Source organism: Vibrio sp. 10N.261.52.A1 (assembly GCF_002876325.1).
Lineage (GTDB): Bacteria > Pseudomonadota > Gammaproteobacteria > Enterobacterales > Vibrionaceae > Vibrio > Vibrio chagasii.
In genome coordinates, this window is the sequence record NZ_MCYD01000572.1 from 1 (window position 1) to 12,759 (window position 12,759).

Genomic DNA, 12,759 nt, shown 5'->3' on the forward strand with positions numbered 1-12,759 from the left:
CTCTTGGTAGTTAACCGTTAGAGGGAAAAAGTCTTGACCTTGTACCGCTTCTTTTTTACCAACAACAGATACGAATACTGAAGTATCGTCCATTGTTACCATAACTGCTGCAGTAGCTTGACGAGCAATAACGCCAGTTTCTAGAGTAACTGTGTGGTTACCGTACTGAAACGTTTTTACAACTGGTTTCTCAAACATTGTATTTCCTTTATCTAAAGATTGTTCTTTAGAGTCAGTAAGTTGAAACCCAAAAATCACCAATCGCGACTAGTCGAAGCAGACGGAATTGATTCGCTGTATTGAAAAAAATACAGCGTACATCCACTTTGAATAGTCGCGACCTATTGGCCGACATCTGTGACTGTAACTTCTGGGTCGTATAATACCTATACAGTTAGCTGTACAGGCGAGGCATAGTATAAACTATTTTTATATACAGGGATATTTTCGTACTGAAAAAGCTCCGTGAAATAGTTCAAACTCTGTCTTTCAGGTACAAAAAAAGGAGCAATAAATGCTCCTTTTTCTTCAAACAGTCTTTGCAGACATCGCTATTAGCGACGTAGGCCTAGGCGCTTGATTAGGTCTTGGTAACGAGAAAGGTCTTTACCTTTCAGGTAGTCAAGAAGCTTACGACGGCTAGAAACCATACGTAGAAGACCACGACGGCTGTGGTGATCGCCTTTGTGAGCTTTGAAGTGACCTTGTAGGTGGTTGATAGAAGCAGTAAGTAGTGCTACTTGTACTTCTGGTGAACCTGTGTCGCCTTCAGAGCGCGCGTATTCTGCAACGATTGCTGCTTTAGTTTCTGCATTCAGAGACATAATTCTCTCCTAATAAGAGTAGTTTAATATTTGTAGCAGCCAATCTCTGATTCAGCCGCTACGCGAGCCGTGGATTATAGGGAAGTTTGTCAGTTGGTGCAATAACAATCGATGGCCTTAGAAACGAAAAAAGCGAAGCGCTTAAATTAAGCGTTCGCTTTCTATTTTATTGATTCGCTTTTCAAGGCTAAACGCGATGTTCAGCGTTACGCTTGTGGCTCTTCATCTCTGAAAACAACCAAACGTTTCGGTGCAACTCGACCATCGTCAGCAATCTGAGCAACACCAACAAACAGCTTTTCTTCACCGCTTGTCATGCGAACCGTACCTTCCGTTGGGGCACCAGCAACTTGAACAGGCATACCGTGCTGAACTAGGTCAGTCAGCTCCGCATTCAAGTTAACTTCTGGTAGATCTTCAACGGCAGTGTCCATTGGCATTAGTAGCGGATCAAGCAGCTCTTTAGGTGCAATATCTTGCTCCTGTGCTTGCTCTAAGATCTCGTTGAGCTGCTCTAATGTTACCATGCGCTCGTAAGGGTATTTCGCAACACCAGTACGACGAAGCATGGTTACGTGAGCACCACAACCTAGCATTTCGCCAAGGTCATCCGTGATCGTGCGGATGTAAGTACCTTTCGAACAGTGCACTTCCATCTCAACTTCATCACCTTCAAAGCGAAGCAGATCAATCGAGTAGACAGTGATCTTACGTGATTCACGTGGCACTTCGATACCAGCACGAGCGTACTCGTACAATGGCTTGCCTTGGTATTTCAATGCAGAGAACATTGACGGAACTTGGTCAGTTTCACCCTTGAAGCTTTCAATGCAACGTTCAAGTTGCTCTTGAGTTACATTCACTTCACGAGTTTCAACCACTTCTCCATCAGAGTCTGAAGTATTGGTACGCTCACCAAGCTTAGCAATCACAACGTAGCGCTTATCAGAATCTAGAAGAAACTGAGAGAATTTCGTTGCTTCACCAAGACAGATTGGCAGCATGCCAGTCGCAAGAGGATCCAGTGCACCTGTGTGCCCTGCCTTCTCTGCAAAGTAAATACGCTTTACTTTTTGCAGTGCATCATTAGATGAAATGCCAGTTGGCTTATCTAACAGAATTACCCCGTTAATAGGGCGACCTTTACGACGGCGAGCCATTACTCTTCGCCCTTAGACTGAGTTTCGTCAGTGCGGCCTGCTGCTTCTTGCTTACGCTTGTCGTCATTTAGAACTTCACTTACTAGGTTAGACATACGCATGCCTTCTACTAGTGTGTTGTCGTAAGTAAAACGTACTTCAGGTGTTAGACGGTGACGAATGCGCTTGCCTAGCGCCATACGGATTGGCACTTCGTGCTCTTTAAGAGCAGCAAGACATGATTCAGGTGTTTGCTCACCAATACATAGGAAAGTAACGAAAACTTTTGCGTACGCAAGGTCACGAGACACTTCTACGTCTGAGATCGTTACCATACCGATACGTGAGTCACGAACTTCACGTTGTAGGATAAGAGCAAGCTCTTTTTGAAGCTGCTGAGACACACGTTGTGTGCGGCTAAATTCTTTTGACATTTTCTTTTCTCACTTAGAAAGATGGGGGGCTTGGTAATTACCAGCCCCCCATGGTGTATTCAACAACCGATTACTTCTTACCTTTACTAGTAATGTTAGTAACCTTAGTCAATATGTCGAGTCGTACAGACGATTAGTCTAGAGTACGTTTAACCTCAACGATTTCGAATACTTCGATCTGGTCACCAACGCGTACGTCGTTGTAGTTCTTAACGCCGATACCACACTCGTAACCATTCTTAACTTCTTGAACGTCGTCTTTGAAGCGACGAAGTGACTCTAGTTCACCTTCGTAGATAACAACGTTGTCGCGTAGTACACGGATTGGGTTGTTACGCTTAATTACGCCTTCAGTAACCATAGAACCAGCGATCGCGCCAAGTTTAGGTGATTTAAATACGTCACGTACTTCAGCAAGACCAATGATCTCTTGTTTGAATTCAGGTGCAAGCATACCGCCCATTGCCTGTTTCACTTCGTCGATCAGTTGGTAAATGATTGAGTAGTAACGTAGATCTAGGTTTTCGTTCTGAACCGTGTTACGCGCAGTTGCGTCAGCACGAACGTTGAAACCAAGGATGATAGCGTTAGAAGCTGCTGCAAGTGTTGCATCAGTTTCAGTAATACCACCAACACCAGAACCTACGATGTTCACTTTAACTTCTTCAGTTGATAGTTTCAGTAGAGAGTCAGCGATTGCTTCTACAGAACCTTGAACGTCAGCTTTTAGTACTACGTTTAGTTCAGCAACTTCACCAGCAGCCATGTTAGAGAACATGTTCTCTAGTTTCGCTTTCTGTTGACGAGCTAGTTTAACTTCACGGAATTTACCTTGACGGTAGTTCGCAACTTCACGAGCTTTACGCTCATCACGTACTACTGTTGCTTCATCACCTGAAGCTGGTACACCAGAAAGACCTAGGATCTCTACTGGGATAGAAGGACCTGCTGTCGCTACTTCTTTACCGTTTTCATCGCGCATTGCACGAACACGGCCGTACTCTTGACCACAAAGAACGATGTCGCCTTTGTTTAGAGTACCAGACTGAACTAGGATTGTTGCAACTGGACCGCGGCCTTTATCAAGACGAGATTCAACAACAACACCAGATGCCATGCCTTCTTTAACTGCAGTCAGTTCAAGAACTTCAGACTGAAGAAGGATTGCTTCTAGAAGACCATCGATGTTTGTACCCTGTTTAGCAGAGATGTGAACGAACATGTTCTCACCGCCCCATTCCTCAGGAATTACGTCGTATTGAGCTAGCTCATTCTTAACGTTGTCTGGGTTTGCACCTTCTTTATCGATCTTGTTCACAGCAACAATCAGAGGAACGCCTGCCGCTTTCGCGTGCTGGATCGCTTCGATTGTTTGTGGCATTACGCCATCGTCTGCTGCAACAACTAGTACAACGATATCTGTCGCTTGAGCACCACGAGCACGCATTGCAGTAAACGCCGCGTGTCCAGGAGTATCAAGGAAAGTGATCATGCCGTTGTCAGTATCTACGTGGTAAGCACCGATGTGCTGCGTGATACCGCCAGCTTCGCCAGAAGCAACGTGTGCTTTACGAATGTAGTCAAGTGTCGATGTTTTACCGTGGTCAACGTGACCCATGATAGTAACAACTGGAGCACGACCTTCAGCGATAGCATCATTATCACGATCGGCTAGTACTGCTTCTTCAAGCTCGTTTTCTTTACGTAGGATTACCTTGTGACCCATTTCTTCAGCAACAAGTTGTGCTGTTTCTTGGTCAATCACTTGGTTGATAGTCGCCATAGCGCCCATCTTCATCATTACTTTGATAACTTCAGTTGCTTTAACTGACATTTTGCTAGCCAGTTCAGAAACAACGATAGTTTCGCCGATAGCAACATCAGATTTAGCAACAGTTGCTGACTTATCGAAGCCTTGCTGCATTGAAGTTGGTTTAGCAAGCTTACCTTTAGCACCACGACCACGTTGGTTACGACCACCACGGTTGTTGCCAGGTTGGTTAGCTGGAGCTGCTTTCTTCTTACGACGACGAGGCGCTTTTTCTTCTTTCTGGTCAGCTGCATCTTCAGCTTCACGAGCGTAAGTAGAAGTTGTCACGTGGTAGTCCGCAGACTTCTCTTGTTCTTTCTTCTTCTGCTCTTCTTCAGACCAGCGCGCTTCGTTCTCTTCAGCTAGTTTACGAGCTTCTTCAACTAGCTTCGCCGCTTCAGCTTCAGCTTTACGCTGTGCTTCTTGCTCTTGACGAGCTTTTAGTTCATCCGCTTCTTTTTTCGCTTGTGCGTTAGCGTCTGCATTTTTTGAATTCATGTCTTTTTTAGCCTTTTCAGCTTGGGCGCGTTGAGCTTTTTCTTCAGCTTCACGTTTTGCATCCGCTTCACGTTTTGCTTTCTCATCAGCTTCGCGCTGTGCTTTCTCTGCAGCTTCACGTTTCGCAAGCTCTTCAGCTTCTTTACGTGCTTTCTCTTCCGCTTCACGCTTCGCTGCTTCCTCAGCTTCACGTTTCGCTTCATCTTCAATAGCGCTGCGCTTCACGTAAGTACGCTTTTTACGTACCTCTACTTGAACATCCTTACTCTTACCGCCTCCAGCGGCAACACTTAGCGTGCTGCGGGTCTTGCGTTGAAGAGTTAAACGAGTCGGCTCTGCTTCACCAGAAGTATCGCCATGCTCCTTTTTAAGGTGCGTTAGCAATGTTTGCTTCTCTGAATCAGTTACTTGATCCGACCCTGATTTCTTCATGCCTGCATCAGCAAGTTGTTCAATTAAGCGGTCAACTGGCGTACCAATCTCTTCACTCAGTGCTTTAACTGTTAATTGTGTCATACCGCTTTCTCTCCTTGCTGAATTATTCTTCGTCGCCGAACCAACAGATGTTACGTGCAGCCATGATTAGCTCACCGGCACGTTCTGCAGTTAGGTCTTCAATGCCTTCTAGTTCATCAACGCCTTGGTCAGCTAGGTCTTCCAATGTTGCCACGCCTTTTGCTGCAAGTTTGTAAGCCATTTCACGCTCTAGGCCTTCAAGTGCTAGCAAGTCTTCAGCTGGTTCAACACCGTCAAACGTCTCTTCTTTCGCAAGTGCTAGAGTCGTTAGTGCATCTTTTGCACGGTTACGTAGTTCTTCTACGATGCCTTCGTCTAGGCCATCAACTTCAAGAAGTTCGTTTACTGGTACGTAAGCGACTTCTTCTAGTGTAGAGAAACCTTCTTCAACAAGTAGCTGAGCGAAGTCTTCTTCGATGTCTAGGTGCTTCATGAAGTTTTCAATTGAAGCAACGGCTTCTTCTTGGTGTTTCTTCTGAAGGTCTTCAACCGTCATTACGTTCAGTTCCCAACCAGTTAGTTGAGATGCTAGACGTACGTTTTGACCGCTACGGCCGATAGCTTGTGCTAGGTTGTCCGCTTCAACAGCGATGTCCATTGAGTGTGCATCTTCATCAACGATGATAGAAGCAACGTCTGCTGGAGCCATTGCGTTAATTACGAACTGAGCTGGGTTATCATCCCAAAGAACGATATCGATACGCTCACCACCAAGTTCGCCAGAAACAGCTTGTACACGTGCACCACGCATACCAACACATGCGCCCACTGGGTCAATGCGCTTGTCGTTTGTTTTAACAGCGATTTTAGCACGAGAACCAGCGTCACGTGCAGCACCTTTAAGTTCGATTAGCTCTTCACCAATCTCAGGTACTTCAACACGGAATAGCTCAGCTAGCATTTCTGGCTTAGAGCGAGTAATGAATAGCTGGAAGCCACGAGCTTCAGGTTTAACTGCGTATAGAAGACCACGTACACGGTCTCCTGGACGGAAGTTTTCACGAGGAAGTTGGTCATCACGTAGGATTACCGCTTCAGCGTTGTTACCTAGGTCTAGGATGATAGTGTCACGGTTAACTTTCTTAACAACACCTGTTACTAGCTCACCTTCGTTATCGATGAACTGCTCAACGATTTGAGCACGCTCAGCTTCACGTACTTTTTGTACGATAACTTGCTTCGCAGTTTGAGTCGTAATGCGGTCAAACGTTACTGACACGATGTCGTCTTCAATGAAACCGCCAAGTTCGATCTCTGGATCGTCAATCTTAGCCGCTTCAAGAGAAATCTCTTTTGTTGGGTTTTCAACAACTTCAACAGCTTCCCAGCGACGGAAAGTTTCGAAATCACCTGTTTTACGGTCGATTTCAACACGAACTTCAATTTCTAGTTCGCTTTTCTTTTTTGTTGCCGTTGCAAGCGCGATTTCAAGCGCTTCAAAAATACGCTCACGAGGAACTGCTTTCTCATTAGAAACAGCTTCTACTACCGCCAAAATTTCTTTGTTCATTAATCTAGCCTCTTAAGCTCTTCTCTCTAGGAGAACTAAAATTTAGGGATCAGGTTCGCTTTCGCAATATTGCTCAGGACGAATTCTTCTTCTTGTCCTTCAACCAATACTTTTACTGTCTCGCCTTCAATAGATTGGATATCACCTTTCCATTTACGACGGTTGCCGACAGCCATTTTCAAAACGATGCTTACCTCGTGACCAATAAATTGTTGGTAATGCTCTGCTTTGAACAGTGGTCTCTCTAAACCTGGTGAAGACACTTCAAGGTTATAAGCCACTGAAATTGGATCTTCAACATCCATTACGGCACTTACTTGGTGACTAACTTCAGCGCAGTCGTCTACATTGATGCCGTTTGGAGAATCGATGTAAATACGTAGCGTTGAGTGCTCACCAGCACGAATAAATTCTAATCCAACTAACTCATAACCTGATGCTGCTACTGGAGCGTCAAGCATTTCAGTAAGTTGTCTTTCTAAACCAGTCATTTAACCACTCCAGAAACAAAAAAAGGGCTCAAAGCCCAATTTAAATTCCAAGCAAACATTATCTAAACGCATTTACAAATGCTTAGATAACAAAAAACCCCGTATAAGCCGGGGTTTTTGTTGCTGGACCCTTATATGCTAAGTGCCATCAAATTTGATATCACACTTAACTCACAGTGAGGTTCACACTGTGCAAACTTGCTACCAATCAAGACTAAATATAGCACTTAAAATTGGTTGCGGGAGCCGGATTTGAACCGACGACCTTCGGGTTATGAGCCCGACGAGCTACCAAGCTGCTCCATCCCGCGTCCGACTTGCGAGCATTATACGCCCAACAAGATGTTTTACAAGTTTGTAAACATGGTGCCGAGAGAGGGACTCGAACCCTCACACCCTAAGGCACTAGCACCTCATGCTAGCGTGTCTACCAATTTCACCATCTCGGCATCAAATCTTTACAGATTATTGTGGAATCTCGTCGCCTTGCGCCGGAACTTCACTCACTGCGTCTTCAGCTTGCTGGATAACCTGACCTTGAGTCGGGTCCATCCACTGTGACTCAGTTTTATGTGTAGACATATTACCAAGCACTAAGCTAAGGACAAAAAATGTAGTTGCAAAAATTGCAGTCATTCGGGTTAGGAAATTTCCTGAGCCACTAGCACCAAACACAGTGTTTGAAGCGCCAGCACCGAAAGAGGCTCCCATATCTGCGCCTTTACCTTGTTGAATCAACACTAGGCCAATTACACCAAGCGCTGCCAACAGGTAAATCACAAGTAGAACTGTAAACATTTTTCCACCTATGTTCCTAATTGTTGAGCCAGCGCCGTTCAAAAAAGTTATTTTCAAGAACAAGGCTAGCGACCTCCTAACTGAAGGCCGAGCAATACTAGCGAATGCGGCGATGGCTGACAAGGAGAATTTGCTAAAAAATAAGCCTTCACCAAGTGAACGGTTAAAAAAAGGCCAAAAGCGACACAAAACCCATTTATGTCCCTTTTGACCTTTATACTATTTAACCCTTGTTACTCGTAGATATACTTGATAGCACTCGCTGAGTAAGGCGCTAAATTAGCAATTCGCTTTTACTGCATCTGCGATCTTAAGTGCTGAAGCTTGAACTAAATCAGCATCTTCACCTTCAACCATTACGCGCAATAGTGGCTCTGTACCAGACTTACGAAGTAGCACACGACCCTTCTCGCCAAGCTCAGCTTCTACTTCGACAACAGCCGCTTTGACTGCGTCTGCTTCCAGTGGGTTTGAATCACCACTGAAACGAACGTTTTCTAGGACTTGCGGGTATAGCGTCATGCCCTGAGAAAGCTCATTCAATGTCATCTCACTGCCAACAACTGAAGCAAGAACTTGCAATGCTGCAACGATAGCATCACCAGTAGTCACTTTATCTAGCAGAATAACGTGACCTGAGTTTTCAGCACCGATCTTCCAGCCTTTTGCTAACAGTTGTTCCATTACGTAACGGTCACCAACTGCAGCGCGCACAAATGGAATACCTAATTGCTTAAGGCCGTTTTCCATACCTAGGTTGGTCATCAGTGTACCAACAACGCCACCTTTCAACTCACCACGACGCAACGCATCGCGAGCAATGATGTAAGCAATTTGGTCACCATCTACCTTATTACCTAGCTCATCAACCATGATGATACGGTCACCGTCACCATCAAAGCCAAGGCCTAGTGCGGCTTTTTCTTCTAGCACTTTCGCTTGTAGAGCACGAACATCAGTCGCACCCACTTCGTGGTTAATATTGGTACCGTTTGGTTCAACGCCAATAGCTACAACCTCAGCACCTAGCTCTTTGAATACCGCAGGAGCAATGTGGTAAGTCGCACCGTGAGCGCAGTCAACAACAATCTTCATGCCAGCAAGGGTCATTTCATGTGGGAAAGTACTTTTACAAAACTCAATGTAACGGCCTGCTGCATCGCTTAGACGAACCGCTTTACCAAGCTCAAAAGAGTCAACACACTCAATCTCTTTATCAAGTTCAGCTTCAATCGCTAGCTCGATGTCATCTGGAAGTTTAGTACCCTCAGAAGAGAAGAATTTAATACCGTTATCGTAGTAAGGGTTGTGTGAAGCCGAGATTACAATACCCGCTTCAGCACGGAATGTTTGTGTTAGGTAAGCAACAGCAGGCGTAGGCATAGGGCCAGTGAATGTCGCTTGAAGACCAGCAGCAGCAAGGCCAGCTTCTAACGCAGACTCCAACATGTAACCAGAGATGCGCGTATCTTTACCGATAATAACTTTCTTTGTACCTTGCTTCGCAAGTACACGACCAGCAGCCCAGCCAAGCTTCAGAACAAAATCAGGTGTAATCGGGTACTGGCCTACTTTGCCACGCACACCATCTGTGCCGAAATAACGTCTTTCATCTGACATGATGATTTTCCTTAATTATATTTAGTGATTGTTATTCATCACTTCGATTATTTTCATCGCTTCCAATGTCTCCTCGACATCATGAACGCGAATAATTTGTGCGCCTTTCATCGCGGCAATTGTCGCGCAAGTGACGCTTGCGACCATGCAGTCGGCCGGAACCTTGTCTAGCAATTTAAAGATCATCGATTTTCTCGACATCCCCGCTAAAACAGGTAAGCCTAGCGAATGAAACTTTTCAAGATGCGCTAGTAGGTGGTAATTGTGTTCGATGGTTTTACCAAAACCGAAGCCTGGATCAAGAATCAGCTGCTCTTTTGAAATACCCACCGCCTCACAAGCTTCCACCCTTTCTTGCAAGAATGCTTCTACATCCTGAAGAACGTCATCATAACTTGGGTTAGCTTGCATGGTTCTTGGCTGGCCTTTCATATGCATCAGACAAATCGGAACATTAGCATCAGCGGCGGCTTGTAATGCTCCCGGCTCTTGCAAAGCGCGCACATCATTGATCAAATCAGCGCCCGCTTCAACAGCTTGGCGCATCACTTCCGCTTTACTGGTATCTATCGAGATCCACACATCAAACTTGGCACGAATGGCTTTAATGGCAGGGATAACACGCGCAAGCTCTTCTTCTAATGAAACATCAGGAGCGCCAGGTCGAGTTGACTCACCACCAATATCGATAATGCTGACGCCCGCTTGAATCATGCGTTCAGCTTGCTGTAGGGCATTATCGAGTGAGTTAAATTTCCCACCATCAGAGAAAGAGTCAGGGGTGACATTGAGGATACCCATCACATGTGGGCGATCTAACACGAGAGTTTTATTATTTGCTTTTAATATCATGGAAGGCCGATCTTAAAGGGTAAAACACCATAGGCTATAAACAGAAAAACCCTGAGCGTACTCAGGGTTTTAATTGATAGTTTAGCGATTAAGAATCTTTGTTTTGAGCATCATCTGATTCAGATTTAACTTCTTCAACTTTTGACTCTTCAGCTTTCGGTTCCGCTTTAGCTTCTTCTGCCTTAGCTTCAGTTTTTGCTTCTTCCTTTGCAGGCTCAGCTTTTACCTGGTCACCCCAACCAGCTGGATCACGAATCTCTTGCTTACGCTCCATCAAGTCATCAATTTGACCTGCATCGATCGTTTCGAACTTCATCAGAGCGTCTTTCATCGAATGCATGATATCCATGTTATCTTCGAGAATCTTCTTAGCTCTGTCGTAGTTACGGTCGATAAGGATACGAATCTCTTCATCGATAAGCTTAGTCGTGTCATCAGAAACGTGCTTAGCTTGGCTCATGCCGCGACCTAGGAAAACTTCACCTTCTTCTTCTGCGTAAAGAAGAGGACCAAGTTTTTCAGAGAAGCCCCACTGCGTAACCATCTTACGAGCAATATCAGTTGCACGTTCAATATCGTTAGATGCACCAGTTGACACTTTGTCTTTACCGTAGATAAGTTCTTCAGCAAGACGACCACCGTACAAGCTAGAAATCATAGACTCTAGATGTTGGCGAGACATGCTCACACGATCTTGCTCTGGTAGGTACATCGTCACACCAAGCGCACGACCACGTGGAATGATTGACACTTTGTACACTGGGTCATGCTCTGGTACTAGGCGACCAACAATCGCGTGACCAGCTTCGTGGTATGCCGTTGACTCTTTCACTTCTTCTGACATTACCATTGAACGGCGCTCTGCACCCATCATGATTTTGTCTTTAGCAAGTTCAAACTCAACCATAGAAACATTACGCTTGTTACCACGAGCTGCAAATAGCGCCGCTTCGTTCACAAGGTTCGCAAGGTCTGCACCTGAGAAGCCTGGTGTACCACGAGCAATAAGAGATGGTTCAACATCACCAGCTAGTGGAACCTTACGCATGTGTACTTTAAGAATCTGCTCACGGCCACGTACGTCTGGTAGACCAACTACAACCTGACGGTCAAAACGACCAGGACGAAGTAGTGCTGGATCTAGTACGTCTGGACGGTTAGTCGCTGCGATAACGATAATACCTTCGTTACCTTCGAAACCATCCATCTCAACCAGCATTTGGTTCAGTGTTTGCTCACGCTCATCGTGACCACCACCAACACCAGCGCCACGTTGACGACCTACTGCATCGATCTCATCGATAAAGATGATACAAGGTGCTGCTTTCTTAGCTTGTTCAAACATGTCACGTACACGAGATGCACCAACACCCACAAACATTTCAACGAAGTCAGAACCTGAAATAGTAAAGAATGGTACTTTCGCTTCACCAGCAATCGCTTTTGCAAGCAACGTTTTACCTGTACCAGGAGGACCAACCAACAGGATACCTGTAGGGATCTTACCACCCAGCTTTTGGAAACGACTTGGATCGCGAAGGTAATCAACCAATTCTTTCACGTCTTCTTTTGCTTCGTCACAACCAGCAACATCTGCAAACAACGTTTTGATCTGTTCTTCGCTCATCATACGAGCTTTGCTCTTACCGAAAGACATAGCGCCTTTACCGCCGCCACCGCCTTGCATTTGACGCATGAAGAAAATCCATACACCAATCAGTAAGATCATCGGGAACCATGAGATGAAGATAGTGCCTAGTAGGCTCTGCTCTTCAGGTGGTGTGCCCTGAACTTTTACGTTTTGATTAATTAAGTCATCAAGTAGCTTTTGATCATAAACAGGCATGTAAGTTACATACTTAGCACCACCGCCACGACGTGTGAAAGTGATTTCGCTGTTATTGAACTGTGCGTCTTGAATCTGGCCTTGGCCAACTTCCTGTACAAACGTGGTGTAATCTACTGCTCTGCCGTTACTTTCCCCAGGGCCGAAGCTCTGGAATACCGACATCAACACTACTGCGATAACAAGCCACAGAATTAAATTTTTTGCCATGTCACTCAAGGTGTCAGCCTCTCGATAACTAATTGTAATTAAAGGTAGGGTACTACAGTTTGTAACCTGTAGCCATATTGTTAACTCTCACTCTTGGAAGAGAATCGTTAACCTTTGTAACCAGTGGCTACGATAAACACTTCACGAGAACGAGCTCGAGAAGAGTCGGGTTTTCTGACTTTCACCGTTTTAAACATCTCACGGACGTCTT

Annotated in this window: 11 protein-coding genes, 2 tRNA genes and 1 pseudogene; all 14 read right to left on the minus strand. The window is 45.2% G+C overall.

From position 1 onward, the window contains the following. Window positions 1-198: pseudogene (locus BCT81_RS09195) on the minus strand (polyribonucleotide nucleotidyltransferase); the annotation flags it as partial. Between the two features lie 356 nt (window positions 199-554). Then, window positions 555-824: a 30S ribosomal protein S15 gene (gene rpsO, locus BCT81_RS09200; protein WP_004740633.1), complete on the minus strand. Its 270-nt coding sequence runs from the start codon at window positions 822-824 to the stop codon at window positions 555-557. Window positions 825-1,030: 206 nt separating this feature from the next. After that, window positions 1,031-1,984 carry a tRNA pseudouridine(55) synthase TruB gene (truB, locus tag BCT81_RS09205; RefSeq protein ID WP_102423936.1) on the minus strand — a complete coding sequence of 318 codons (954 nt, stop codon included), beginning with the start codon at window positions 1,982-1,984 and terminating at the stop codon, window positions 1,031-1,033. Then, on the minus strand, window positions 1,984-2,397 hold the full coding sequence (rbfA, locus tag BCT81_RS09210) for a 30S ribosome-binding factor RbfA (protein WP_004738271.1): 414 nt from the start codon (window positions 2,395-2,397) through the stop codon (window positions 1,984-1,986). Before rbfA ends, truB begins: the two co-directional genes overlap by 1 nt. Before the next feature lie 133 nt (window positions 2,398-2,530). Then, on the minus strand, window positions 2,531-5,221 hold the full coding sequence (gene infB, locus BCT81_RS09215; RefSeq protein ID WP_102423937.1) for a translation initiation factor IF-2: 2,691 nt from the start codon (window positions 5,219-5,221) through the stop codon (window positions 2,531-2,533). 22 nt (window positions 5,222-5,243) lie between these two features. Continuing rightward, window positions 5,244-6,731 carry a transcription termination factor NusA gene (gene nusA, locus BCT81_RS09220; RefSeq protein ID WP_102423938.1) on the minus strand — a complete coding sequence of 496 codons (1,488 nt, stop codon included), beginning with the start codon at window positions 6,729-6,731 and terminating at the stop codon, window positions 5,244-5,246. Window positions 6,732-6,766: 35 nt separating this feature from the next. Then, the gene (rimP, locus tag BCT81_RS09225) at window positions 6,767-7,222 is read right to left on the minus strand and encodes a ribosome maturation factor RimP (protein WP_004738265.1); all 456 of its coding nucleotides are present in this window, start codon (window positions 7,220-7,222) and stop codon (window positions 6,767-6,769) included. Between the two features lie 234 nt (window positions 7,223-7,456). Next, window positions 7,457-7,533: transfer RNA gene (locus tag BCT81_RS09230), tRNA-Met, on the minus strand. 53 nt (window positions 7,534-7,586) lie between these two features. Beyond that, window positions 7,587-7,671, minus strand: a tRNA-Leu gene (locus tag BCT81_RS09235). 16 nt (window positions 7,672-7,687) lie between these two features. Further along, window positions 7,688-8,020, minus strand: coding sequence for a preprotein translocase subunit SecG (secG, locus tag BCT81_RS09240; RefSeq protein WP_061032508.1), 333 nt, complete (start codon window positions 8,018-8,020; stop codon window positions 7,688-7,690). Between the two features lie 279 nt (window positions 8,021-8,299). Further along, window positions 8,300-9,640, minus strand: coding sequence for a phosphoglucosamine mutase (gene glmM / locus BCT81_RS09250; RefSeq protein ID WP_102423940.1), 1,341 nt, complete (start codon window positions 9,638-9,640; stop codon window positions 8,300-8,302). Window positions 9,641-9,661: 21 nt separating this feature from the next. Further along, complete coding sequence (folP, locus tag BCT81_RS09255; protein WP_102423941.1) at window positions 9,662-10,492, minus strand: dihydropteroate synthase; 831 nt, start codon at window positions 10,490-10,492, stop codon at window positions 9,662-9,664. Window positions 10,493-10,580: 88 nt separating this feature from the next. Further along, a complete protein-coding gene (gene ftsH, locus BCT81_RS09260; RefSeq protein WP_102423942.1) occupies window positions 10,581-12,548 on the minus strand; it encodes an ATP-dependent zinc metalloprotease FtsH in 1,968 nt (655 codons plus the stop codon). Between the two features lie 107 nt (window positions 12,549-12,655). After that, a partial coding sequence (locus tag BCT81_RS09265) for an SAM-dependent methyltransferase (protein ID WP_277869805.1) occupies window positions 12,656-12,759 on the minus strand: 104 nt, incomplete at its 5' end.